Annotated in this window: 22 protein-coding genes; 15 read left to right on the top strand and 7 right to left on the bottom strand. The window is 62.0% G+C overall.

Annotated features, from left to right (window positions below; genetic code table 11):
* Positions 1 to 551 precede the first annotated feature (551 nt).
* A complete protein-coding gene (locus BKG76_RS22290; RefSeq protein ID WP_070939848.1) occupies positions 552 to 4,682 on the top strand; it encodes a bifunctional nitrate reductase/sulfite reductase flavoprotein subunit alpha in 4,131 nt (1,376 codons plus the stop codon).
* 27 nt (positions 4,683 to 4,709) lie between these two features.
* On the opposite strand, the gene BKG76_RS22285 is transcribed toward BKG76_RS22290, so the two are convergent.
* The gene (locus BKG76_RS22285) at positions 4,710 to 6,215 is read right to left on the bottom strand and encodes an ArnT family glycosyltransferase (RefSeq protein WP_070939847.1); all 1,506 of its coding nucleotides are present in this window, start codon (positions 6,213 to 6,215) and stop codon (positions 4,710 to 4,712) included.
* Positions 6,216 to 6,363: 148 nt separating this feature from the next.
* Between BKG76_RS22285 and BKG76_RS24655 the strand changes: the two genes are divergently transcribed.
* Complete coding sequence (locus BKG76_RS24655) at positions 6,364 to 6,774, top strand: VOC family protein (RefSeq protein ID WP_083338178.1); 411 nt, start codon at positions 6,364 to 6,366, stop codon at positions 6,772 to 6,774.
* Positions 6,775 to 6,822: 48 nt separating this feature from the next.
* Here the strand turns inward: BKG76_RS24655 and BKG76_RS25040 are convergent, their stop codons facing one another.
* From BKG76_RS25040 to BKG76_RS22270, 3 genes are all read right to left on the bottom strand, one after another.
* Positions 6,823 to 7,206 carry a hypothetical protein gene (locus BKG76_RS25040; RefSeq protein WP_131815838.1) on the bottom strand — a complete coding sequence of 128 codons (384 nt, stop codon included), beginning with the start codon at positions 7,204 to 7,206 and terminating at the stop codon, positions 6,823 to 6,825.
* A 145-nt stretch (positions 7,207 to 7,351) separates the two neighbouring features.
* Positions 7,352 to 7,558 (bottom strand): cold-shock protein, encoded by a 207-nt coding sequence (locus tag BKG76_RS22275; RefSeq protein ID WP_070939845.1) that lies wholly within the window; start codon positions 7,556 to 7,558, stop codon positions 7,352 to 7,354.
* Positions 7,559 to 8,052: 494 nt separating this feature from the next.
* Positions 8,053 to 8,385 (bottom strand): helix-turn-helix domain-containing protein, encoded by a 333-nt coding sequence (locus BKG76_RS22270; protein ID WP_236737622.1) that lies wholly within the window; start codon positions 8,383 to 8,385, stop codon positions 8,053 to 8,055.
* A gap of 266 nt (positions 8,386 to 8,651) precedes the next feature.
* Between BKG76_RS22270 and BKG76_RS22265 the strand changes: the two genes are divergently transcribed.
* Both BKG76_RS22265 and BKG76_RS22260 read left to right on the top strand, forming a co-directional pair.
* Positions 8,652 to 9,797 (top strand): acyl-CoA dehydrogenase family protein, encoded by a 1,146-nt coding sequence (locus BKG76_RS22265; RefSeq protein ID WP_165611555.1) that lies wholly within the window; start codon positions 8,652 to 8,654, stop codon positions 9,795 to 9,797.
* Entirely contained in the window at positions 9,797 to 10,918 is a 1,122-nt protein-coding gene (locus BKG76_RS22260) for a CaiB/BaiF CoA transferase family protein (RefSeq protein ID WP_070939842.1), read from the top strand. Before BKG76_RS22265 ends, BKG76_RS22260 begins: the two co-directional genes overlap by 1 nt.
* On the opposite strand, the gene BKG76_RS22255 is transcribed toward BKG76_RS22260, so the two are convergent.
* The gene (locus BKG76_RS22255; protein ID WP_070939841.1) at positions 10,915 to 11,925 is read right to left on the bottom strand and encodes an AraC family transcriptional regulator; all 1,011 of its coding nucleotides are present in this window, start codon (positions 11,923 to 11,925) and stop codon (positions 10,915 to 10,917) included. The genes BKG76_RS22260 and BKG76_RS22255 overlap by 4 nt on opposite strands.
* Positions 11,926 to 12,049: 124 nt before the next feature.
* Between BKG76_RS22255 and BKG76_RS22250 the strand changes: the two genes are divergently transcribed.
* Genes BKG76_RS22250 through BKG76_RS22230 form a run of 5 tightly spaced genes read left to right on the top strand, consistent with a single transcriptional unit; the run spans position 12,050 to position 16,386 of the window.
* Positions 12,050 to 12,904, top strand: coding sequence for a MaoC/PaaZ C-terminal domain-containing protein (locus tag BKG76_RS22250; RefSeq protein ID WP_070939840.1), 855 nt, complete (start codon positions 12,050 to 12,052; stop codon positions 12,902 to 12,904).
* A gap of 15 nt (positions 12,905 to 12,919) precedes the next feature.
* Positions 12,920 to 14,119 carry a lipid-transfer protein gene (locus tag BKG76_RS22245; RefSeq protein WP_070939839.1) on the top strand — a complete coding sequence of 400 codons (1,200 nt, stop codon included), beginning with the start codon at positions 12,920 to 12,922 and terminating at the stop codon, positions 14,117 to 14,119.
* A gap of 49 nt (positions 14,120 to 14,168) precedes the next feature.
* Positions 14,169 to 14,603, top strand: coding sequence for a type II toxin-antitoxin system Rv0910 family toxin (locus BKG76_RS22240; protein ID WP_070939838.1), 435 nt, complete (start codon positions 14,169 to 14,171; stop codon positions 14,601 to 14,603).
* A 33-nt stretch (positions 14,604 to 14,636) separates the two neighbouring features.
* Positions 14,637 to 15,524: an SDR family oxidoreductase gene (locus tag BKG76_RS22235; RefSeq protein WP_070939837.1), complete on the top strand. Its 888-nt coding sequence runs from the start codon at positions 14,637 to 14,639 to the stop codon at positions 15,522 to 15,524.
* A 4-nt stretch (positions 15,525 to 15,528) separates the two neighbouring features.
* Positions 15,529 to 16,386, top strand: coding sequence for an alpha/beta fold hydrolase (locus BKG76_RS22230; RefSeq protein ID WP_070939836.1), 858 nt, complete (start codon positions 15,529 to 15,531; stop codon positions 16,384 to 16,386).
* Positions 16,387 to 16,441: 55 nt separating this feature from the next.
* Here BKG76_RS22230 and BKG76_RS22225 read toward each other — a convergent pair whose 3' ends face one another.
* A complete protein-coding gene (locus tag BKG76_RS22225; RefSeq protein ID WP_070939835.1) occupies positions 16,442 to 17,080 on the bottom strand; it encodes a TetR/AcrR family transcriptional regulator in 639 nt (212 codons plus the stop codon).
* Between the two features lie 90 nt (positions 17,081 to 17,170).
* Between BKG76_RS22225 and BKG76_RS22220 the strand changes: the two genes are divergently transcribed.
* From BKG76_RS22220 to BKG76_RS22200, 5 genes are all read left to right on the top strand, one after another.
* On the top strand, positions 17,171 to 17,680 hold the full coding sequence (locus BKG76_RS22220) for a PaaI family thioesterase (RefSeq protein ID WP_236737621.1): 510 nt from the start codon (positions 17,171 to 17,173) through the stop codon (positions 17,678 to 17,680).
* An 11-nt stretch (positions 17,681 to 17,691) separates the two neighbouring features.
* The gene (locus BKG76_RS22215; protein WP_070940069.1) at positions 17,692 to 19,242 is read left to right on the top strand and encodes an aldehyde dehydrogenase family protein; all 1,551 of its coding nucleotides are present in this window, start codon (positions 17,692 to 17,694) and stop codon (positions 19,240 to 19,242) included.
* Entirely contained in the window at positions 19,239 to 20,075 is an 837-nt protein-coding gene (locus BKG76_RS22210) for an SDR family oxidoreductase (protein ID WP_070939834.1), read from the top strand. The genes BKG76_RS22215 and BKG76_RS22210 overlap by 4 nt, the downstream gene beginning before the upstream one ends.
* A 10-nt stretch (positions 20,076 to 20,085) precedes the next feature.
* Positions 20,086 to 21,810 carry an AMP-dependent synthetase/ligase gene (locus BKG76_RS22205; protein ID WP_070940068.1) on the top strand — a complete coding sequence of 575 codons (1,725 nt, stop codon included), beginning with the start codon at positions 20,086 to 20,088 and terminating at the stop codon, positions 21,808 to 21,810.
* 144 nt (positions 21,811 to 21,954) lie between these two features.
* On the top strand, positions 21,955 to 22,383 hold the full coding sequence (locus tag BKG76_RS22200) for a cellulose-binding domain-containing protein (protein WP_070940067.1): 429 nt from the start codon (positions 21,955 to 21,957) through the stop codon (positions 22,381 to 22,383).
* A gap of 23 nt (positions 22,384 to 22,406) precedes the next feature.
* On the opposite strand, the gene BKG76_RS22195 is transcribed toward BKG76_RS22200, so the two are convergent.
* Positions 22,407 to 22,937 (bottom strand): FKBP-type peptidyl-prolyl cis-trans isomerase, encoded by a 531-nt coding sequence (locus BKG76_RS22195; protein WP_070940066.1) that lies wholly within the window; start codon positions 22,935 to 22,937, stop codon positions 22,407 to 22,409.
* A gap of 263 nt (positions 22,938 to 23,200) precedes the next feature.
* Between BKG76_RS22195 and BKG76_RS22190 the strand changes: the two genes are divergently transcribed.
* Complete coding sequence (locus BKG76_RS22190) at positions 23,201 to 23,806, top strand: LGFP repeat-containing protein (RefSeq protein WP_070939833.1); 606 nt, start codon at positions 23,201 to 23,203, stop codon at positions 23,804 to 23,806.
* Positions 23,807 to 23,811 lie beyond the last annotated feature (5 nt).

Raw genomic sequence — 23,811 nt, 5'->3', positions numbered from 1 at the left:
TGCAACGTATGTGGCATCGGCCAGGCTCAGCTCAACTTCTAGCAAGCCGTCGGCTCGTCCGGATTCCACATGCTCTTCGAAAGCGAGTCCGATGATCGGAGTAGGCACGCGAACACGCTCGCTGAGGCGCGCCAGATCGGAGCCACTATCGCCGATCACACCGCGACCGCCTCATCGGGCAGGCAATCTTCATTGACCAACTAGGACACCGCAGAGCCCGAAACGCAGGGGAATATCTCACAGCCAACACACAGGCCACCGATAGCTCCTCCAAACCCTGAGACTCTAATTTGGTGGTTGCACGGCTTTCGCTCGCAGGGAGATCCCGCAGTGTGAGCCATCGTGCAGGATGCGGCACGCGACGACGACCCCCCCGACCCCGTCGCGTGCCGCACCTCCCGATTACCTGCCGAAACGGCGCATCCCCTCACCTTGCCGTCCGCGCTCAGGCCAGTCCTTACAGGCGGGCTGTCGCCGTTGTGAGGGGAGTTTTTCCTGGCCCTAACGTTGCCGGAAACCGCTGGGAAACAGAGATTGGCGAGTGTTGTGACATGGCAGCACCAGGCGATACGGGCAATTCCACGCGTACAGCGTGCTCGTACTGCGGCGTGGGTTGCGGGATCGAAGTCCAGACCAAGGCCAGCCCTACGGGCACCGTCATCGCCCGGGTGTCGGGGGACAAGCTCCATCCGACGAATTTCGGTCGGTTGTGCACAAAGGGTGCCACCCACGCCGAACTGATGGATGCCGTGGACGGACGGATGGCGAGCGCTTTGGTGCGTCCCTCGCGCGGTGCCGAATTCGTGGCGACGCCCGTCGATGCCGCGGTGACTGAAGCCGGGCAGAGGCTGCGCGCGATCCTCGATGAGCATGGGCCAGACTCGATTGCCCTATACGTGTCCGGGCAGATGTCGATCGAAGCCCAATATCTGGCCAATAAGCTGGCCAAGGGGTTCATCCGCACGGTACACATCGAGTCCAATTCGCGGCTCTGCATGGCCAGCGCCGGCACGGGCTACAAGCAGTCGCTGGGCTCGGACGGACCGCCTGGTTCGTACACCGACTTCGACTGCGCCGACGTGTTTTTCGTCATCGGCGCCAACATGGCCGATTGCCATCCGATTCTGTTCTTGCGGATGGCTGATCGGCTGAAGGCGGGTGCGAAGCTGATTGTGGTGGATCCACGCCGTACCGCCACGGCCGACAAAGCGGACTTGTTCATGCAGATCAAGCCCGGTACCGATCTGGCGCTTCTGAATGGGCTGCTGCATCTGCTGGTGGAATCCGGGGCGATCGATGAGGAATTCATCGCCGAGCACACCGAGGGCTGGGCCGCGATGCCGGAGTTTCTGGCGGACTATCCGCCCTCCGTAGTGGCTGAGATAACCGGCATTCCCGAGTCCGACATCCGCGCTGCCGCTGCGATGATCGGAGAAGCCGGCGAGTGGATGACGTGCTGGACGATGGGCCTGAATCAGAGCACACACGGCACCTGGAACACCAACGCGATCTGCAATCTGCATCTGGCGACAGGAGCGATCTGCAGACCAGGCAGCGGGCCCATGTCACTGACAGGTCAGCCCAACGCGATGGGCGGACGCGAGATGGGTTACATGGGACCCGGGTTGCCGGGGCAACGGTCAGTGGTCAGCGCCGATGACCGAGCGTTTGTGGAAGAGATGTGGGAATTGGCGCCGGGGTCACTCCGCACCGATGTGGGTCCCGGCACTATCGCCATGTTCGAGCAGATGGCGGCGGAAGAGATCAAGGCCTGCTGGATAATCTGCACCAATCCTGTTGCCACAGTAGCTAATCGAGCAAACACCATCACCGGGTTGGAAACAGCCGAGCTTGTCATCACACAGGACACCTACGAAGCCACCGCGACGAATCGGTACGCCGACATCGTGCTGCCCGCCACCTTGTGGGCTGAAGCCGACGCGGTGATGATCAACTCCGAACGCAACCTCACCCTGCTGCAGCAGTCCGTCGAGCCGATCGGCGAGGCGCGGCCGGACTGGCTGCTGATCTGCCAGGTGGCCGCCGCCATGGGGTTCGGGGATCACTTCGCGTATGCGTCGAGCGAGGAGGTCTTCGAAGAGATCAAACAGTTCTGGAACCCGAAGACCGGCTATGACCTTCGGGGCGCCAGTTACGCCCGGCTGCGCCAGACTCCACTGCAGTGGCCCTGCCCGCCGGACGATTCCGATGACCGGCATCCGATCCGCTACCTTAACGACGGCATCAGCCAGAATCTGTTCGTCGACGAGAACGGCGTACAACCACGCCTCGCTTTTGCCACCCCGTCACGCCGCGCGATCTTCCACCCCCGCCCACACATGGATGCTCGCGAACTGCCCGACGATGAATTCCCGTTCATCCTGAACACCGGCCGACTGCAACACCAGTGGCACACCATGACCAAGACTGGGCAAGTTGCCAAGCTCAACAAACTCAACAGTGACCCCTTTGTGGAAGTGCATCCCGACGATGCCGCCGAACTCGATATCACGGACGGACAACCCATCGAGTTGCAGTCGCGACGGGGGAGAGCGGTGCTGCCCGCGATCGTCACCGACCGCGTCCGGCCCGGAAACTGCTTTGTACCGTTCCATTGGAATGACGAACACGGCGAATACCTCGCCATCAACGCCTTGACCACCGATGCCGTGGACCCCGATTCGTTGCAGCCCGAACTGAAGGTCTGTGCCGTCAACATGCGTCCCACCAAAATTGTCCAACGACCTACACGGCCGGAGGCGCCATCCATGCACCCTGTCGCCGAGGCAATTGGTCTGACAGCCCAGCCCACGCCAACGCTTTCTGACGATGAACGGCGTTATCTCTCAGGGTTTTTCGCCACGGTTATCGGCGGTGCCGCCGGCGTTCCGGTCTTGCCGCACGCGGCACCGCTGAGCGCCGAGGTACGGCTGTGGATCGACGGAGCGCTGGCAGGGATGTATTCCCGTGTCGACGGGACTACGACCGCGTCTGTCGTCGCCTCGCCAGCTGACAGTGTCGCACCAACACCGTTGGTGCTGTGGGCGTCACAAACCGGCAATGCCGAGGAGTTCGCGGCTCGGCTCGCCACCCAGGTCAATACATCCGGAGCTGCGGCAAAGGTCATCAACATGGACCAGTGCACGCTGGACGATCTGGCCGCGGTCCGTGACGTTGTGGTGGTCACCAGTACCTTCGGCGACGGCGGACCACCGGACAATGGCGCCGACTTCTGGGACCGGCTGCACGCACCCGAGGCGCCGTCGCTGAATGGTATGCGTTTCGCCGTATTGGGAATCGGGGATCGCGCCTACGAAAACTTCTGCGGTCACGCCAAATCCATCGACGAACGGATGGCGGCACTGGGCGCCACCCGCTTGATGGACCGGCTCGATTGCGAAATCTACGATGATGAACCGCTCACACACTGGGCCCAACAAGTCACCACGCTGATCACGGCGCCGGAGCGCGCCCCCGACGAGTCCGACTCACACGTTGCCGTCACCCCTACGGCCGAGGTGGCCACCGCGGCCTCACCGTCCAGTGCGTCCACCGTCACGGTCGAGATGTTCACCCGCGCGAATCCGGTCACGGCGCGGCTATGCCGCAACATGGTGCTGACACCTGGATCGTCGGCAAAAGAAGTGCGCCAGTTCGGGTTTGATATCTCGGGGTACGGCGTAAGTTACGGCGTCGGTGACGCACTGGGGGTCTATCCGACCAACAGCGTTAGCTCTGTTGACGCATGGCTTGCCGCGACCGGCCTACGGGCAGAGGAGATCATCGAAGTCGACGGCACCGAACAAACGCTGCGCCATGCGCTGACCACGTCTTACGACATCGGCCGAATTACCCCAAATCTCCTGAGCTTTCTGGCTGATACCACCAAGGACTCCGCGGCCGCCAAGACGTTGCGCGCCGCACGCGCCGACCTGAGCACGTGGGCGTTCGGCCGCAACGGGGTAGACGTGGTGCACGACTTTCCGGTTCGGGCCGACGCCCAACAGTGGCAGGACGTTCTGGTGCGGCTGACCCCGCGTTCCTATTCCATCTCCTCGAGCCCGTTGACCAGTCCGGACGAAGTGCAGCTGACTGTCTCGGTGGTGCGCTACCAGGGGACGAACGGGGCGGAGCGTGGCGGTGTGTGCTCGACTTTCCTCGCGGACCGCGCGGGGGAGTCGCCTACACCGGTCTTCCTGCAGAGGTCGCCTCACTTCAGGCCGCCCGAGGATTCCCGTACGCCGATGATCATGGTCGGTCCGGGCACCGGTATCGCGCCGTTCCGCGGGTTCCTGCATGAACGTCGCGCACTCGGACATACCGGGCCCAACTGGCTGTTCTTCGGCGATCAGCATGCGGCACAACACTTCTACTACCGCGATGATCTGACCGCCATGGTCACCGACAAATTCCTCACCAGGCTCGAACTTGCCTTCTCCCGTGATCAGAAGAAGCGGATCTACGTGCAGCACAAAATGATTGAAAATGGCGCCGAACTGTGGTCCTGGCTACAGGACGGCGCGCACCTCTACGTTTGTGGTGACGCGAGCAAAATGGCCAAAGACGTCGACAGTGCGCTGACCACGATCATCGAAACGCACGGGCAGCTCTCGGCCGAGCAGGCCCGAGACTACAAACGCGAGCTGGTGGCCAACAAACGTTATCTCCGCGACGTCTACTAAGGCATGAGCGACCATCAGCATGAGTTGCTAGAGAGTTTGCATTGTGGGCCACATGATCGACCAGGGCTGCTTTGGGCCGGTGCATTTCCAGATGGTGATGTCGCGGGTCACTTGTGGCATGCCCAGGCGTACACCGAACTTCGCCACTCCCACAACAGAGTCGAACCGGGCCTGTAGGTCTGCCATGTTGCTGCCGACCCACAGAACCATGTCGGCGTTATCGGGCGGGGCGCCGAAGTATCCAAAACCACGCTTGGGGCTAAAGATCGCCGGAAGACCGGCTGCCGTTCGGCTGTAATCGAGCGCACTTGCCTGGATGTAGCGTTCTGTGACGATGACCACGGTGCGGCGTTGTTCGGGCGGTAACCGTTGGTAGACGCTGGCTACCGCAGCGGTCAATTCCGACCAGCCGAACTCCCCGTAGGCCTGGGTCGCGAGCCCCGCAGTGAAATCGGCCGCAGGAGCCAGTTTCGAGGCTGGCCGCCACGGAGTCGCCCAGAACACAAAGACAACAATTGACGCCGCAACCACGGGTACCGCGGCGATCGTGACCCAGCGGCTACGCAGCGCCGCCAATTCGACGGCACCGGCCGCGATCACTGCGGCGTAGATGCCGACGCCATATTGGATGCGTCCGCCAGTGGTGGCGAAGATCGCCACCACGATCAGAAACATTAATCCGAGGAACCTGTACGGACGCAAGCGCGGTGATCGCCATAGGCGCCACGCTCCGTATATCAACAACACGGCGCCGAGCACCCCACACATTTGCACGGCCCGGGGAAGGAAGGTCGCCGAGCCGTACAACATGCTGGTTTGGCCCCGGATCACTGCACCCATTGCCGCTTGCGGCCAGCCATGCCGGGACTGCCAGATCATCATCGGGATAGCGGACAACAAAACCGCGGCAGCGCCGCACCACAACGCTGGACGGCGCAGCAATTCCCTGGGACCTAAACATGCAACAGCGACCAGCGTCGCGATCCAAAAGATCGGCACAAGCCACTTGACCTGGAGTGCCGCCATGGTCACCAAACCAGCTGCAAACAGCAATCCATCGTGCCGGGTGCGCACCCAACGCACCACCAGCCCCGTCAGCACTGCCCACATCGCGGCGTCGATGATGTTCGTCGTCAACGTGCCGGCTTCGCCCAATATGCCGAACGCAGTACTACAAGCCACTGCGGCAAGGATCTGCGCGCCACGTCCACCGCCAAGCTCACGCGCAATGAGCGCACTCATGACCACTACTACTAACACAGCAATGATCCCCGGAATCCGAAGCGCAACAAATGATCCTGGAAACATCCAATCCACCCCACGGGCAAGTAGCGGAACGACGGGGCCCTGATCGGCATAGCTGAACGAGGGCCGCCTGCCTGCCGCAACGAAATACAGCTCGTCGTAGTAGTAGCCATACCGTGTCGCCGACAACGCCGCGACCGTACCTGCCGTAATTGTCACCGCTGCGACTGAGGCCGCCGCGAACGGTCGGCGGACATCATGGGTGTCCTCGACAACCGAAGCAGGCATGCCCCCAACTGTAGGAGCCGACTCACCCACAACGAGCTATCTGATGCGCGACGTTTCGAAGTTGGAGGCGCGAATCCGGCCGGGACTACCTGACGAATCCAAGTCATCGCAACAACTAACGGCGCGGGACCGTCGTAGCCTCGTTTGCGTGACCGGCGAAGCATTGTGGATATCCAGCGTGACGATTAGCGCTCCGGATCCGCGGGCTCTGGCGGCTTTCTATCAGCGGCTTCTCGGATGGACCGTTACCGCATCGGAGGGCCCCAGGCCCGGCGAATCAGTAGAGGCGGGGTGGGCTCAGCTGCGAGCCCCCGATGGTGCGGCTGGTTTGACGACGATCAACATTGAGTACGAGAAGCATTTCATTAGACCGACATGGCCGAGTAGCCCCGGTACACAACACATCACCGTTCATATGGATCTACCCACCACCGACATAGATGCCGCTGAACGGCACGCCATCGAAGCCGGCGCAGTGACAGCGCAATTCCAGCCGCAGGACGGCGTCCGGGTAATGATCGATCCGGCCGGTCACCCGTTCTGCCTCTTTCAAACTTGACGTCAATGTAACCGCGTGGTGCGTACACCAACCGTATGCATGAGTCGCTCAGTAGTTGTGGCAGTTGTCGACAGCTCTGCCCACCGGCCCGGAAGACGAGTTCATGATGTCATCGCTGATACCCGTCCACTGTTGGTGGCCCAGGGTTTCTTCGAACGCATTCAACTGCTGCTGACGCTGTCCGGGCGGGGCGGCCAGAACACCGGCAAGCCCGAGCCGCAACTCATTCTCCAGTTTTGGATCGCGACTGATTTTGCGCCAGATCAATGGATCATTCTGCTGTAACGACGACATCACCTGCTGCTCGGAGCACGTGGTGGTATTCAAATCGTCAGCATGTGCCTGACCTGCTACCGCAACAGCAAAGCAGGAGAGTCCTGCTGCCATGCCCACCTGCAAAAGCCCCCGACTGCCCTTGCTGATTCCCTTCATGGCCGAGAACTTTAGTGAGGATTGCATTCACCGGCGGCGAGTTCGCGAAAAGCGGCTCAGATATAGCTGGCGGTACACAAACAAGGCTGGCTGCCCAGGAATCCTGGACAGCCAGCCTTAATTCTTTGTCTAGCGCGGTGAAACCTTAGACAGTCTGCACCGAGACGGCCTGGGGGCCGCGATCGCCGGCTTCTTCTTCGAAGCTGACGCGATCGTTCTCATTGAGGGTGCGGAATCCGCCGCTGCCGAGGATGCCTGAGAAGTGAACAAAGAGATCCTTGCCGCCGCTGTCCGGGGTGATGAACCCGAATCCCTTTTCGGCGTTGAACCATTTGACGATGCCTTGAGCCATGCGATTACTCTCCTGAGTATCTAAATACGGGATCGACGTTCGATCCTGGGTCTGCGGAGGTACGCGAAATCAGGCAACCGGTAAAAGTCACGGAGATTGGTGTGTGTCCGCCGCGGAAAATCTTCGCGAGCGTGTCACTAAGAAAATCAACCGTTTTCACCATATCAGAGGTTTGGGTTAATGACCAGAACGCGGGAGTAATCGCCATACTGACCTATCCCGAAGGCGAACGTCTGGATCGGCCAGCGCCTCGAGCACCCGGAGGTCGCGCGGTAACCGTTAAGCCAGTGCGGAATAGAACGAATCAACCAGCGCGCCAACTGATTCCAACCTTCACTGCCTGTGCATTCTTCTGCCTCGGCGTTCAAGCATTGCCGTCGTCTTTGGGGCAAAAAGAGGTCAAAGCGCCATCATTCGCGTTGGCCGCCGTGATCTAGTGGGCTGGGCGTCTCGTTTGTTCGGGGGGTCTGGCCAGTCCAGCCGCGGAAGGCGCGTTAGAACGAGTTGGTGTCGTCGTAGGCCAGTAGCAGCGCGATCTGACTGATACTGGTGTCGCCCCGTGACAGGTAGTGACGGGCTAAGTTTTCTCGTGTCTTGTTGAGCACCGACTGAAAGCTGCGGTGTTCGAGCTGGAGTTGCCGCTGCAGCGTCCGGTTGCTCGTGGCCAGCTTTCGGGCGACCGGGCCGATGTCACTTTGACCGGCAGGCAGCGCCTCCAGCAGGACGGTGCGCACTCGCTCCACCATCGGGGAGGACTGCGCCAACGCGGAGAGACGAGCGCGGAGTTGCGGAACGAAGTAATTCCACATCTGGAGGTCTTCGGTCAAGAAGGGGAGTGCCGATGGCGGTATGCCTGGTTACCCTCACTGGCGCGCCCCTTGTCACCGTAGCCGGATTCGAGCTCATCGGGCATCGCCCATGCCTCGCAGGCAATCGCGGAATCAATCTCCAGAAGAGGTTCTGCCGAAGGCCGTTGAGATGTCGGATGCGTGAGCGGTCGGGTCAAACTTGTGGCCGTCTCGGTCATTGGTCGCGTGGACAGTTCGCCATAGCGTCGGTGAATACCGAACATGGACGAAGGAGTTCTGCTGTGGTGTTGCATCGCTCAAGCTGGATGGACAAGGACCTTGACGCGCTTGCCGAGCTGGCACGCCGGTTCTTCGAAAAGGAGTGCACCCCGAATGAGCAGCGCTGGGGCCGGCAGCAATCCGTCGATCGTGACGTCTGGAAGCGCGCCGGGGAGCTAGGGCTGCTGTGCTTGAGCATTCCGGAGGAGTACGGCGGCGGCGGGGGGACCTTTGCGCACGAAGCGGTCGTCGCGATCGAACAAGTCCGCGCGCTGGCACCAAGTTTCGGCGGGCTGCTGCACAGCGCGATCATCGCGCACTACATCAATGCCTATGGCACCGAGGAACAGAAGAAGACCTGGTTGCCCAGGATGGCATCGGGTGATGTAGTCAGCGCGATCGCGATGACCGAACCCGGCACCGGTTCGGATCTGCAGTCCATCAAGACCAAGGCGGTCAAAGACGGCGACGACTACCTCATCAGCGGCGCCAAGACCTTCATTTCGAACGGCCAGCTCGCCGATCTCGTGGTCGTCGTCGCCAAGACCGACCCAGAAGGCCGTGGCGCAGAGAGTGTTTCACTGATCCTGGTAGAGACGAACCGCGAGGGCTTCCGGCGCGGACGCAATCTGGAGAAAATCGGCCAGCATGGTCAGGACACTTGCGAGCTGTTCTTCGACGATGTCCGGGTACCGCAATGCAATTTGGTCGGCACGGTCGAGGGCCTCGGGTTCATTCAACTCATGCAGCAGCTGCCCCAGGAGCGATTGGTCCTCGCTGTCGCCGCAACGGCCGCGATCGAGAAGACCGTTGATCTCACCGTCGCATACACCAAGGAACGTGAGGCATTCGGGCGGCCGATCTTCAAATTCCAGAACACCCAGTTCGTCCTCGCCGAGAGCGACACCATCAAGTCCGTCGCGTGGAGCTTCCTCGATGACTGCGTGACCAAGCACCTGGCCGGAGAGCTCGATGTGCCCACGGCCGCCAAGGCCAAGTGGTGGCTCACCGAGCAACAATGCAAGGTGTCCGACGAATGCCTACAGCTCTTCGGCGGCTACGGCTACATGCAGGAGTATCCGATCTCACGGCTCTACGCCGATGCCCGCATCCAGAAGGTATATGGCGGCACCAACGAGATCATGAAGACAATCATCGCCAAGGCACTGTGATGGGACCACTTCACGGGGTCAAGGTCGTCGAAATCGCCAGCCTTGCACCGGCTCCATTCGGGTGTATGGTCCTGGCCGATCTGGGCGCCGACGTGCTGCGAGTGGAACGCGCCGGGGCGCCCGGTGACGGTCTCGCACCGCCGGATGGTCCTCTTGACCGTGGAAAACGCACTATCAAACTGGATCTGAAGGACCCCGACGACCTGCATACGCTGTACGCACTGGTCGAGCAGGCTGATGTGTTCGTCGAGGGGTTCCGGCCCGGGGTCGCCGAGCGGCTCGGCATCGGGCCGGCGGACCTGGAGCGCCGCAATTCGCGTTTGGTGTACGGGCGAATGACTGGTTGGGGACAGCAGGGTCCGCTCGCCAGCACCGCGGGTCACGACATCAACTACATCGCGTTGTCCGGGGCGCTCGAACTCATCGGACGCTCGGGGGAACGGCCCGTACCGCCGGGCAACATCATCGGCGACTTCGCCGGTGGTGGAATGCTGCTGGCACTAGGAGTCGTCTCTGCGCTCTACGAACGCGACCGTTCCGGCAAGGGACAGGTCGTTGACGCTGCGATGGTGGACGGTGCCGCGCTGTATACGGCGTTCATGCACGGAATGCACGCGGCCGGTTTGTGGAACCAGCCGCGCGGGGAGAACGTGTTGGACGGCGGCGCGCCGTTCTACGACACCTATGAATGCGCGGACGGCCGCTACGTCGCCGTCGGATGCGTGGAATTCCCCTTCTATGTACAGCTTCTGGCCGCAGTCGGCATCGACGACCCCGACCTGCCGTTCCAGTTGGACGCATCCGGATGGGCGCAGCTCAAGGAAGTGATCGGGGTCAAGATCAAAGAACGCACCCGCGACCAATGGGCTGCCCTGTTCGCGAACTCCGACGCCTGCGTGACACCGGTGCTGAGTCCCTGGGAGGCACATGAGCACGAACATAACCAGGCTCGTGAGGCATTCATCGAGGTCGGGGGACTGCGTCAGCCCGCCCCGGCACCGCGCTTCAGCCGGACCCCCGCGCCACATCCCGAACCGCACACCGCGGACTCGTCGGTGCTCGCAAAGATGCTGTCCGACTGGGGGATTGCCGATGATCAAGTCAAACGGTTGACCGGTTAGTGCTGATACGACCCTGGCGGGCTACCGGTCCAGCGACGAAACGCACGCGAAAAGGCGCTGGGCTCTGAGAATCCAAGTCGGCGCGACAGCGCGGCCACGGTTTCCTCGCCGCGCACCAGGCTCGTGATCGCCGCATCACGGAGAATCTCTTCTTTGATCTCGCGCGGCGACGTGCCCTCGTCGCGGAGTTTGCGCCGCAATGTTTGAGGGCTCATGGTCAACGTCGCTGCGATCTCGTCGAAGCTCAGCCAGTTTCCGGTCAGACCCTGGGCAAGCAGCAGACGTACCTGGCTGGCCGTGGACGTCGCGTAGCTGCGATAGGTGATCACGCTTGCCGGCGCGTGACGAAGATAGTCGTCCAATGAACCTTCGTCACGGACAACGGGTGCCGACAAGTTATCTCTGTCGAACACCAGCGTCGGGTGATCGGCTGAAAAAACCATGGGCGCACCGAATATCAGGTCGTAGTCGTCTACCTCCACGCGTTCGGCATACGGGACTTCAACCCGATGCAGCGGTATCCGCTTTCCGATGGCCCATCCCAGGAACCGGTGTGTCATGGCGAGCAAGGTGTCGATCAGAAGGTCCACCGGCTGCTCGATCTTGCTGAGGTCAATCGATAATGCGGCGGTGGCGCCCCGAACTGTGATCGTGACGGGTGGAATTCCGGGCACGGCCCGTTTGAAATCTGCGAACCGTTGCATCGCCGCACCGAGATCTGTCGCGTTGATCAGCGCGTAGCAGAGAAGCCGAAACGTGCCGCGGGGGACGGGCGTGAGCCCGAGTCCCAGCAGCTCATCATCCGTTTGGCGCCACAGCTCCCGGAACAGGACGCCTGCTTGATCTGTCGTCACCCGGGAACGGCCCTCTGCGAGCAGCGTCGGCGAGACTCCGGCGGCGCCCAGCATTGTCTCCACGTCCCAGCCACAGCGCAACGCCAGCCCGGCGAAGGCCTGAACCCGCTGGATCGGGATCGTGTACGCGGTCGCCGCGTCATGAGGAGGCACGTAGATGACGCTACCGTGCCGACGCGAGCAGTTCAGTCAAGAAGGCGAGAAGTTCGGTCATCGCGGGCCAGGCCTCGGGTTCGTAACGTCATCAACCAGATTCGATGTTGCGCAAGGAGAATGCATGGCCAACCGTGAGGGATTCAACCTGGACCGCCTGGGCCAGTGGACCGAAGAGCAGGAGTTCAAGGTCGAGCGGGAGCAGACGATTGCCTACGCAAAGGCAACCAACGACCCAATCGCCGCCCACCTGGAAGGCGCCTACGCGCCTCCGGTCTTCGCGGTAGTGCCAGTCACCGCGATCATGGCCGACGCAACCATGGGGGTGGTTCCCGATGAGCTGATGATGCGAATCCTTCATGGCGAGCATGACTTCCGCATCCACCGACCGATCGAGCCCGGCGAAATCCTGACGGTGCGCGCGAAGCCGATCGGTATCGAGGGCAAGGACTCGGGCGTTGTCGTCACAACGCTGATGGAAACCCGCAGCAATCGGGGCGATCTGGTCAACGAGCAGTACTTCATTGGCTTTTTCCGCGGCGGTACGTTCGACGGCACCGTGGGGGAGAGAAGCCCTGAGCATAGTTTTGACGCGTCGCTGCGTGACCGTAAGCCGGACTTCAGCGCGGTCCAGACGTTCGATGAGGACCAGACGTTCCGTTACAGCGGGCCTGCGGGTGATCCGATGCCGATCCATTTGGATGACGATTTCGCCAAAGCAATGGGCTTGCCGGGCATCATTATTCATGGTCTGTGCACCATCGCCTTCACCTCGCACGCGCTGCTATCGCAGCTGTGCCCGGATGATCCCGGTCGTCTCAAGCGGCTCGCGGTGCGGCTCAGCAAGCCCGCACTACCGAAGGAAACGATCACCAGCAGGTTCTGGAACACCGGCGAGGGTACCTATGCCTTCGAGACCGTCGGTGACGAGAAGCCCGGCAAGTTCGTCATCACGGATGGCTTGGCCGAGTTCGCCTAGAAAGGCAATGGATTTATGGGTAAGAGAGTATTTGTGGTCGGCGTCGGCATGACGAAATTCGAGAAGCCCGGACGGCGCGAGGGCTGGGACTACCCGGCGATGACCCTGGAATCGGGCACCAACGCGCTCGATGACGCGGGCATCGCATACGACCTGGTGCAACAAGCCTACGCCGGTTACTGCTACGGCGAATCATGCTCCGGACATCGCGCAGTGTATGGACTCGGTCTGACCGGCATCCCCGTCTTCAATGTGAACAGCAACTGTTCGACGGGTTCGAGCGCATTATTTCTTGCGGCACAAGCAGTTCGCGGCGGACTAGCGGACTGCACGCTGGCAATCGGCTTCGAGAAGATGCAGCCGGGGTCACTCGGTTCCACCTACGATGACCGCGAACAGCCGATGCAGAAGCACCTGGAAGCGATGGCCGAACTTCAGGAATTCGCATTCCCCGTCGCGCCGTGGATGTTCGGTGCGGCGGGTGTGGAGCACAATCAGAAGTACGGCTCAACCCCAGAGCACTTCGCCCGGATTGCCGTCAAGAATCACCGCCATTCGGTGAACAACCCGTACTCGCAGTTTCGGGACGTGTACACCGAGGAAGAGATCTTGGACGCCAAGATGATCTACGCCCCAGGGCAACTCACTCGCCCGATGTGCTCGCCGACATCCGACGGCTCAGCCGCAGCTGTACTCGCCAGCGAGGCATTCGTTGAGAAGCACGGTCTCGCGGCGCAGGCGATCGAGATCGTAGGCCAGGCTCTGGTTACCGATGTGCCAGGGACATTCGGCTCGGGCAGCATGGCAACCCTTGTCGGTGCCGATATGAGTCGCGCCGCTGCGAACCGTGTGTACGAGCAGGCGCAGATCACCCCCGACGATATCGATGTGATCGAGCTACATGATTGCTTCGCGCCTAACGAATTGCTCACCTATGAGGCGCTGGGGCTTGCCGGTGAGGGTGAAGGCCACAAGCTCGTCGACAACGGCGACACCACCTACGGCGGTCGCTGGGTTGTCAATCCGTCCGGTGGTCTCATCTCCAAAGGGCATCCCCTGGGCGCTACTGGTCTCGCACAATGCGCCGAACTCACCTGGCAGCTGCGTGGCACGGCGGACCAACGTCAGGTCGACGGTGCGAAGGCCGCACTGCAACACAACATCGGTCTCGGCGGGTCCGCCGTTGTCACCGCGTACCAGCCTGCCAACCGATGAATCCTGTTATCCAACAACAATTCCCCATATAAAAGAGGAGTAATGCATCATGGCCAAGGCCAACGTTTCCAAAGAGATCGCCGCGCCGCAAGAAAAGGTGTGGGCCACCATTTCTGACCCTGCGCGCTTCGAGGAATGGCTGACCGTGCACACGAAGTGGAAGGAAGCTCCACCGGCGCAGCTGTCCAAGGGCGCCACCATGAGCGAAATTCTCACGATCATGGGTATGGCCAACACCATCACGTTCACCGTTGACGAGTTCGATGCCCCGAACAGCACCACGTTCTCGGGCACCGGCATGGCCGGCGCGAAGATCAGCTTCCGGCTCACCGTCGAGCCAAAGGGTGACGACGCCTCCATCGCGACGGTCGATGCCGAGTTCATCAGCCAAATGATGGTCGGAGCTATCGGTGGAGCGATCGAACGCGCATCGACGAAGGAACTCAACGAGTCCCTCGACAAGCTCGCCACCCTCGTCGCCTGACATTCGATCATTCACTCTCAGAAGGAAACTCATATGGGTTCAATGAAGAATCGGGTCGCGATCGTGACCGGGGCGGGTCGTGGCATCGGCCGTGAGCACGCGCTGTTGCTTGCTAAAGAGGGCGCGAGTGTTGTCGTCAACGATCTTGGAGGCGCCAACGACGGGAGCGGCGCCGACGTCGGCCCTGCCCAGGAAGTGGCAAACGAGATCGTCGCCGCGGGCGGCAAAGCGGTTGCCAATACCGATGATATCGCGACCTGGATTGGTGCGAAGAGCCTTGTGGATCAGGCTATTTCAGAATTCGGTGGCCTGGACATCGTCGTCAACAACGCCGGCATCCTCCGTGATGGTTTCGTTGCGGCCATGGAGGAATCGCAGTGGGACAGCGTGGTCGCAGTGCACCTGAAGGGGCACTTCGCGGTGTTACGCCATGCCGCCAGGTATTGGAAGGAACAGTCGAAGGCAGGCAAGCCGGTGAACGCTGCCGTGATCAACACCGCCTCTGCATCCGGTACCTTCCTGACGAACGCGGGCCAGGTCAACTACGGCGCTGCCAAGGCAGGTATCGCCGCCCTCACTCAGGTTGCAGCTCTCGAGCTTGAGCGCTACGGGGTGCGCGTAAACGCCATCGCTCCTGTGGCGAGAACTCGGTTGACCCTCGCCACGCCGGGCATGAGCGCGATCTTCGCCGAAGAGGTTCCTGAGGGTGAGTTCGACGCGTTCAGCCCGGCGAACATCGCTCCCGTGGTGGCGTACCTTGCCGGCGAGAAATGCCCCTTGAACGGCGCTGTTCTCGCGGTCCAAGGCGGTGCCATCACCTTGCTGGAGGGCTGGACATCACGGGAAACCGTCGAGACCGAAGGTCCGTGGGTTCTCGACGAGCTGCCCACTCAGTTGGACCATTGGGCGGCTGGGGTCTGAACGCATGATTGATGAGCGACGTGCTGTCTACGCCGGTGTGGGCACGCGCGAACTGTTCGTCGCGGGGGAGGGGCCGGCCGTCGTGCTTCTGCATGGGTTTTCCCACTCTGCGGACGCGTGGCGTCCGCTTCTGGACCGGTTCGAAGAAGCCGGGCAGGCCGCTGTCGCGGTGGACCTACCCGGCTTCGGTGCCGCCGACTCCGCCCGGCCCGGCGCATGGCTGCCACAGGGCGACCGCTTCGTCGGGGAGGTGATCGCGCAGCATGGTCGGAACACTTCGGTCGTCCTGGTCGGGAACTCGCTCGGCGCGTATCTGGCTCTCCGCGCCGCGGCCTCACCCCAGCGGCTTCCCATCCGGGGCATTGTGCCCACGGGCACTCCCGGCATGGGGTGGACGCGGCTGGTCCGGGTCGGTCAACTGGGTGCCGCACGTTTCCTCGCGCGGGCGACGGTATGTACCCCTCGGCCCCTGCGGGCCTATCTTGCCGACGCGGTCATCGGGCGGTTGATCTACGGAAACCAGGCATCGCGGGACAAGAAGATGGTGCGCACCCTCAGTTCTCAGTTGTACGGCCGCGGTGACGCCCACAAGCTGCTGGTGCAGGGACTTCGCATGAAGGCGGAAGTCGATGGCGAGCCGGCGATTACCGGTATCTCGTGTCCTACCGTGCTTGTGCATGGGCGCCGGGATCGACTTGTCGCGCTCGCGTCGAGTCAGGGCTGGCACCAAGCCATTCCACAGAGCCGGCTGGTGGTGCTCGACCACGCAGGCCACTGTCCGCAGCTGGATGAGCCCGACTACATCGTCGGCATCTCCCGCGGGCTAACCGCGGGAGATGCCGATCAATCCAGGCCGGCGTGACACAGACGGGCCGGTGAGCAGTCGTTGATCACGTTTCCTGTGTCGGCATCTTTCGTTAGCCCTGACCGGATCGGCGGTCCAATAGGTGACTGAGTTCGGCCCTGGTTGCAGGCCAGGGGTCAGGTTTTCTCGGCCGTTGGCGGGGTTCGATACTCAGGCGCAGAGCAAGGCCACGCATGGTGTCCAGCGCTACGCCGATACGGCGATTCCACACCGGTCGAGGCAGGTCGGGCGGTATCAGATCGGTTGCCGCTGCAGTTATCCCGGCGTTCATGGTTCGCTCCAGTGGGGCGAGCCGTTCGTAGAGTTCAGCGTCTTCGCTGGCGGCGAACCATACCCGGATCCACACCTGGAACAGTTCGCTCGTGAAGTAATCCCACATGACGTCCAGCGCCTCGGCCGTGCGGGTATCGCCAGTAGCCGGCAGATCCGCCACCCGGGCTCGCAGCTCGTCGACGGCCAGTCGGCCGACTTCGTCCAGCGTGGCCGCAATCAGATCCAGCCGGGACGGAAAATGGTATGCCAGGGCGCCTGGCGAGGAATCGGCCATTTCGATCACACGTCGGGTGGTGGTGGCGAGATAGCCGTGCTCGGCAATGCTGCGAATCGTCGCGGTGATCAACGCGGCACGCGTCTGTTCGCGGCGCTGCGCCTGCGTGCGGGATGCCGGAATCTGCGCGCTGGACCTGGGCATGACTCCACTCTAGCCAAACGGGGCAGGTGCCCCGTAACATCGCCTAGGTTAGTTGCGGGGCACGTGCCCTGTTTTTCGAAGGAGTATCCAATGGCGATCGCAGACCAGGTAAGTGCGGGTGGGGGCACCCACTCCGATATGGATGCACTGGCCGCAATGATCAATGCCGGGATGGAGCACGCCGTCCCGGCGATGCACCAACTGGGCATCCGGGTTCTCGAGGTCAGGCCCGGACACGCGGTCACTGTGGTACCACTGGCGGGCAATAGTAACCACATCGGCACCATGTATGCGGGCGCACTATTCGGTGCCGCAGAGCTGCTCGGTGGCGCCCTGTTCTTTCCGAATTTCGATGCGGCACGGTTCTACCCGACCGTGAAGGATCTTCAGATTCGTTATCGACGGCCCGCGACCACCGATGTGCGGGCGCGGGCGTCACTGGGCGCGGCCACGATCGACCGCATGCAACAAGAAGTCCGGATAACTGGCAGAACCGAGTTCGTGCTGGATGCTGTCCTAACTGATACCTCCGGCGCGACAGTGGCCACCACGCATGGCACCTATCAGATCCGCACTTCCGGCGAATCCACACCAGCATGAAGGAACTCGCCATGGAGGCAAGCACAAACCGGGCTCTGGATCAGCGGCCCACCATCGATGTACACAACCCGGCCGACGGTCGATTGGTCGGCAAGGTCATCGACGAGTCCGCAGAGTCGGTCGCCGAAAAGGCGCTCGCCTTGCGGCAGGGGCAGGGGGAGTGGGAAGCCCTGGGACACCAGGGTCGCGCCCGCTGGCTCTTCACGTTTCAGTCGTGGCTGCTCGACCATTCGGCGCATATCGCCGATGTCTTGCAGTCCGAGACCGGCAAGCCGCGCGCCGAGGCAGAATTCGAGGTCCCCGCATGGGTCGACTTGATCAACTACTTCGCCCGCAGTGCGGGCAAGTTCCTGGCCGACGAGCGGCCAAGACCGCACAGCCCACTCGGCTGGACGAAGACGCTCACAACCACGTACCGGCCCTATCCGCTAGTCGGCGTCATCGCCCCATGGAACTTTCCCCTCGCTATGGCTGGACTTGATGTTCCGCCCGCACTCATGGCGGGTGCCGCCGTACTGCTGAAGCCGTCCGAGGTAACCCCACTTAGCGCACTTGAGCTCGCACGGGGGTGGGATGAGATCGGCGCACCGAAGGTGTTCGCGGTCGCGACAGGGCGCGCCAATACCGGTGGGGCAGTGGTCGATACGGTCGACTACGTGCAGTTCACCGGCTCGACGAGCACCGGTCGAAGTATCGCGCGGCGATGTGTCGAGCAGCTGAAGCCGTACAGTCTGGAGCTCGGGGGGAAGGATCCCGCCCTGGTACTGGCGGATGCAGACGTCGACCGCGCTGCACACGGTATTGCCTGGGGTGCGTTGTTCAATGCCGGCCAGGTCTGTGTGTCGGTCGAGCGCGTGTATGTCGAGGCGCCCGTCTACGACGAGTTCGTCTCGAAACTCACGCAGCGTGTCCGCGAACTGCGTCAGGGCCAGGATGGCAGAGGTTTCCGCTTCGACACCGGGCCGATGGCGAACATGACTCAGCGCGATATCGTCCAGCGACACGTCGATGAGGCGATTGCGGCCGGCGCACGCGCGACTATTGGCGGAAAGCCCACTGGCCGCGGCACATTCTTCGAGCCGACGGTGCTCATCGACGTGAACCAATCGATGTCCTGCATTCAAGAGGAGACGTTCGGCCCGACGATTCCGGTAATTAAGGTTGCCGACGAGGACGAGGCGATCCGGCTTGCGAACGACTCACGCTACGGTTTGTCGGCATCGGTGTGGACTCGCGACCAGGCGCGCGGGCGTCGGGTCGCCAGGAAGCTCGATGCCGGCGCGGTCAACATCAACGACACCATTGCGAATTTGTTCAGTTTCGCCTTGCCGATGGGCGGCTGGAAGCAATCCGGTGTCGGGTCACGCTGGGGCGGGGCGGCCGGCGTGCGTAAGTACTGCCGACAGACCGCTATTACGGAGCCACGTCTGCCACCGGTGATCAACGAACCCATGTGGTTTCCCTATTCCAAGACCCGGATCCGACTCGCTTTCGGTGCCATGCGTGCTATTGGTGCACAGGGCCTGCGTCGAATCGGCTTATCAAAGGAGAAAGTTCGATGAAGAACAATTCAAATGTTTTGCGCGGCAGGGTAATAGCAATCACTGGTGGCGCCCGCGGTATCGGATTCGCGACGGCTTCGACCTTGCGCGCGCTGGGCGCCAAGGTGGCCATCGGCGATGTCGACGAGGTCGCGGCCAAGCAGTCCGGTGCCGATATCGACGTGTTTCCACGCCAGCTGGATGTCACCGATTTCTCGTCATTTACAACATTCCTGGACGACGTGGAACACGAGCTCGGTCCACTGGATGTGTTGATCAACAACGCGGGCATCATGCCTGTCGGGCTGCTGACCGACGAGCCAGATGCGGTGACTCGGCGCATCCTGGACATCAACGTCTACGGGGTCATCATCGGGACCAAACTTGCTGCGCAGCGCATGGTTCCGCGCACATCGGGTCATGTCATCAACGTCGCGTCGCTGGCTGGTGAGACATACACTGCCGGGCTTGCCACCTACTGCGCGAGCAAGCATGCGGTCGTAGGCTTCACAGACGCGGTGCGCGTAGAAAACCGGAAGACGGGAGTGCACTTCTCGACGGTGCTGCCATCGTTCGTGAATACCGAACTGACCTCGGGCACAACGGGTATCAAGGGCCTCAAGAACGCCGAGCCTAGCGATATCGCCGACGCCATAGTCGATCTCATTATCAACCCGCGGCCCAAGGTGCGAGTCACTCGGTTGGCTGGCGCACTCATTTCATCGCAGAAATTCATGCCGCGCGTCATTGCGGAAGGATTCACCACGCTCTTTGGCGGAGATCATGTCTTCACTGACAACGTCGACACGGCGCAGCGCAAGGCGTATGAGGACCGCGCCCGCGGTGAAAGGTGAAGGCAGATATATGACGCCGCGAACATTGGTCGAATCGTTCCAGTCCGTTGCCGCACGCCAACCTGACGTGGTCGCGATCCGCAGCGCGGACGGTGCGACCGCCCTTACCTGGCGACAATATGCGCAGCGGGTCCGCGCAATAGCGTCCGGCCTGGCCGCTATCGGCGTCGCGCCGGGAGACACCGTCGCCTTGATGCTGACAAACCGGCCCGAATTCCATCTCTGCGACACGGCGGTCCTGCATACCGGCGCGACGCCCTTCTCCGTGTACAACACCAATCCCGCAGCAGTGCTCGCGTACCAGTTCGACAACGCCGGAAACCGCGTGGTGATCTGCGAGAAGTTTTTTCTGTCAACGGTGCTCGCCGCAGTAACACAAGACAGCAAGGTCGAACATGTGATCTGTGTCGACGGGGAGGCCGACGGCGTCATCAGTCTGAGTGCGCTTGAGTCATCCTCTGCCAGCGACTTCGATTTCGACGCCTCCTGGCAGGCTGTGCGGCCCGATGACCTGCTGACGATCGTTTACACGTCCGGTACCACGGGTCCACCGAAGGGGGTGGAACTCACACATACCAACTTCATCGAGAATGCACGTATTACCGATGATTTCGGCGGAATCGGTGCGGCGGATCGCGTGATTTCCTACCTGCCGGACGCCCACGCGGCTAACCGCTGGTTCGCGCACTACACAAACCTCTTGCACGGCGTCACCGTGACGACCGTGCCCGACGTCAAACAGGTGCTTGCCGCGTTGACCGTCGTGCGGCCAACCGCGTTCCTCGGCGTGCCACGCATCTGGGTGAAGCTCAAGGCGGCACTCGAACAGCGGATTGCCGACGAACCCAATCCCATGAAGCGGCGCCTTGCACAGTGGGCATTCGCGACCGGGCAAGCCAAGGCTCGCATCGAATCGGCCGGCGGACGTCTTCACGTCTTGGGCGCTTTCCGATACGAACTCGCGGATCGGATGGTGTTGTCGAAGGTGCGCGCACAACTCGGCATGGACCAGATACGCCTCGCGGTCACCGGCGCCGCACCCATCCCGCCCGAGGTGCACGAGTTCATTCTCGGGCTTGGTGTCCCGCTGTGTGAGGGCTGGGGAATGTCGGAATGCACTGCCGCGGTGACTGTCAATCTGCCGAGCCGCATCAAGATCGGTACTGTAGGACGCCCGGTGCCCGGCGCAGAGATCGCACTGGCGGCCGACGGCGAGGTCTTGGTGCGCGGTCCGATGGTAATGCGCGGCTACCGCAAGGATTGCGAAAAGACCAGTGAAACAATTGATTCCAGTGGCTGGCTGCATACCGGCGATATTGGCCGCATCGATGCGGACGGCTTCCTGTCCATCATCGATCGGAAGAAGGAACTGATCATCAACGCGGCCGATAAAAATATGTCTCCCACGAACATCGAAAACACGGTTGCAGCCAACTGCGCCCTTGTCGGGGTTGTCGCGGTCATCGGTGACGCGCGCCCATACAACACCGCACTGATCTGTCTTGATCCTGATGCGAAGGGGAGGTACACCTCGGACGCTGCTATCGGACAAGCAGTCGAAGCCGGCGTTGCCGCGGCAAACGCGAAGCTGTCGCGTGTCGAACAAATCAAGAGGTTCACCGTGTTGTCCGAAACATGGGAGCCCGGCGGTGAATACCTGACACCAACACACAAGCTCAAACGTAAATCAATCGAGGCGCGCTACGGCGAGCTTATCCAACTGATGTATCCGTAACGGGGCGGGACGATGTCGGCCACCGACATCATCGGTCGGTGGAGCCGCACTAGATTTCATGACGGTCTCAGTTGGGCAAAGGTACTGCAGCGTAACCGCGAGGCGCGGACCGGTATCGCCTCACTGGCTCTAGTGTTGGCTGTTATGGCGGGAGCTGGCAAGTATGTGAAGAGCTGGCGCGCAATGATTCACGCAATCGTGTCCGCGTTCACGCTTGCTCTGCTCGGGGTCTCCAGCGCGCCCGTCGCACACGCGGCCGCGCCGACAGCGACATTGTCGGTGACATCGACGTGGCAGACCGGTTTCATCGCCAGTTTCACCATCACCAACTTGAGCACGGTGCCACTGTCTGATTGGGCGCTTGAATTCGACTTGCCGGTGGGAGAGTCCATCCGGCACACATGGAGTAGCACCATCACCCAATCGGGCACACACTATGTGCTCACCCCGGCGAACTGGAATCGCATCATTCCGCCGGGTGGTTCGGCCACCGGCGGCCTGCGAGGCGTACTGAGCGGTTCCTACACGCCACCGCTAAATTGTGTGCTCAACCGCCAATATGCCTGCAGTTAAGGGCGATTGCGCACTTTGGCTGATCAGTTGGTGGCGTTGAGGATCTTGATCGCGAAGACGAGCGAGTCTCCCGCGCGAATGCCCGCGCTGGGCTGACCGGCCGGATAACCGTCGGCCGAGGTCATCGCGACAGCGACGGTGGAACCAACGCGTTGTCCCGCGATGGCCTTCTTGAAACCCGGGACGACTCCACCAAGCGGGAACTGAGCCGGCGTGCCCCGCGTGTAACTGCTGTCGAACACCGACCCGTCGCGTCCATTCACACCCATGTAACAGACCGAAACCGTGGCCAAGTCTCCGACGGTTTGTCCGGATCCAGTCTGCAGTGTGTGCACCTGAGTCTCTGTCACACTGAACGGAGCGGTCACGTTGACGGACGGCGCCGCAGCATCCGTGGACCCGATCACCGCGACATTGCCGGTGCTTCCTGCCAGCGTCCACTCGGGGGTGCCACCGGCCTGCGGTGCGGCCGTGGGGCACCCGCTGGCTGTGGTGGTTGGGTCAGCAGGTTCCGATTTGGCTTCCGTACCAGATCCGCACGCTGCGAGCGCCACGATGAATGAGGCGGCACAGGCCGCGAGCGTGACAGAAGGGGACACACGCGAGAGGTTCACGGCTGTCACGCTAACAGCTTGATTGCGATGTCGTCCCGAACCAAGTGGTGAGGAGCGGAGCGGATAACTGGACTCTTTGTCTGGCTATGGGCGCTCACTCGTCCCGATCGCTTTATGGGTGCACCTGGTTGGGTATAGTCCGGCCGGGCGAGGGGTTCAGCCGCAACCTGACCACTACCGCAGGAAGACGCGAGAGGAAGTCCATGAGGACGATCGCATACCGCTACAAGGCAGTCGTCGGTCTGGCCGCCGTCGCAATGATCAGCGTCGGCTGCAGCAATGGCAAGAGCGTCGACATGTCGTCGCCTCAGGTCGGGTTGATCGCCACCACCTCGTCTGCAGCGCCGGCGCAGCCCGCCGAGGTCAAACTGATCGGGGACAGGGACGTCGAGGTAACACTGACTGGCCCGATCGCTGCCAAGTATTTGTCGGCGACCGAGGATCAGAAGCAGGCTCTCGGCAAGGCGCTGACGGGTGACCGCAACGCCGGCACTCGGGAGAGTGGCGCGGTGTTCCAGCAGTTCCAGGGCGGCGCGATCATCGCCAAGGATAACCAGGCAGGCACACCCGCATACATCGTTGTGGGCAAGATCCGGGATGCCTGGAATATCCAACGCGCCCCGGACGGCACACCGTCGATCACCGGCGAGAACGGCTCGGCGGGGCCGCTCGGCCTGCCCACCAGTGACGAGAACGCCGTCGGCGACCTCATTGTGTCGACCTTCGAGCACGGCAAGATCGCATACGACGCGAAGACCGACCAGGTCGAGGTGACGGTCAATAGCAAGGCTGTGCCCTCTGGGCTGTAACAACG

It is taken from the genome of Mycobacteroides franklinii, assembly GCF_001853795.1.
GTDB lineage: Bacteria > Actinomycetota > Actinomycetes > Mycobacteriales > Mycobacteriaceae > Mycobacterium > Mycobacterium franklinii.
This window is presented reverse-complemented; position numbering and strand designations above follow the sequence as displayed.

What these genes read in the sequence shown, in the direction of transcription:
- BKG76_RS25040 (WP_131815838.1), bottom strand. Translation starts at nt 7,206, where the DNA reads ATGAAGGGAATCAGCAAGGGCAGTCGGGGGCTTTTGCAGGTGGGCATG.
- BKG76_RS22215 (WP_070940069.1), top strand. Translation starts at nt 17,692, where the DNA reads ATGGAGGCAAGCACAAACCGGGCTCTGGATCAGCGGCCCACCATCGAT.
- BKG76_RS22230 (WP_070939836.1), top strand. Translation starts at nt 15,529, where the DNA reads ATGATTGATGAGCGACGTGCTGTCTACGCCGGTGTGGGCACGCGCGAA.
- BKG76_RS22250 (WP_070939840.1), top strand. Translation starts at nt 12,050, where the DNA reads ATGGCCAACCGTGAGGGATTCAACCTGGACCGCCTGGGCCAGTGGACC.
- BKG76_RS22240 (WP_070939838.1), top strand. Translation starts at nt 14,169, where the DNA reads ATGGCCAAGGCCAACGTTTCCAAAGAGATCGCCGCGCCGCAAGAAAAG.
- BKG76_RS22285 (WP_070939847.1), bottom strand. Translation starts at nt 6,215, where the DNA reads ATGCCTGCTTCGGTTGTCGAGGACACCCATGATGTCCGCCGACCGTTC.
- BKG76_RS22220 (WP_236737621.1), top strand. Translation starts at nt 17,171, where the DNA reads ATGGCGATCGCAGACCAGGTAAGTGCGGGTGGGGGCACCCACTCCGAT.
- BKG76_RS22275 (WP_070939845.1), bottom strand. Translation starts at nt 7,558, where the DNA reads ATGGCTCAAGGCATCGTCAAATGGTTCAACGCCGAAAAGGGATTCGGG.
- BKG76_RS22290 (WP_070939848.1), top strand. Translation starts at nt 552, where the DNA reads ATGGCAGCACCAGGCGATACGGGCAATTCCACGCGTACAGCGTGCTCG.
- BKG76_RS22210 (WP_070939834.1), top strand. Translation starts at nt 19,239, where the DNA reads ATGAAGAACAATTCAAATGTTTTGCGCGGCAGGGTAATAGCAATCACT.
- BKG76_RS22235 (WP_070939837.1), top strand. Translation starts at nt 14,637, where the DNA reads ATGGGTTCAATGAAGAATCGGGTCGCGATCGTGACCGGGGCGGGTCGT.
- BKG76_RS22200 (WP_070940067.1), top strand. Translation starts at nt 21,955, where the DNA reads ATGGCGGGAGCTGGCAAGTATGTGAAGAGCTGGCGCGCAATGATTCAC.
- BKG76_RS22245 (WP_070939839.1), top strand. Translation starts at nt 12,920, where the DNA reads ATGGGTAAGAGAGTATTTGTGGTCGGCGTCGGCATGACGAAATTCGAG.
- BKG76_RS22205 (WP_070940068.1), top strand. Translation starts at nt 20,086, where the DNA reads ATGACGCCGCGAACATTGGTCGAATCGTTCCAGTCCGTTGCCGCACGC.
- BKG76_RS22190 (WP_070939833.1), top strand. Translation starts at nt 23,201, where the DNA reads ATGAGGACGATCGCATACCGCTACAAGGCAGTCGTCGGTCTGGCCGCC.
- BKG76_RS22260 (WP_070939842.1), top strand. Translation starts at nt 9,797, where the DNA reads ATGGGACCACTTCACGGGGTCAAGGTCGTCGAAATCGCCAGCCTTGCA.
- BKG76_RS22225 (WP_070939835.1), bottom strand. Translation starts at nt 17,080, where the DNA reads ATGCCCAGGTCCAGCGCGCAGATTCCGGCATCCCGCACGCAGGCGCAG.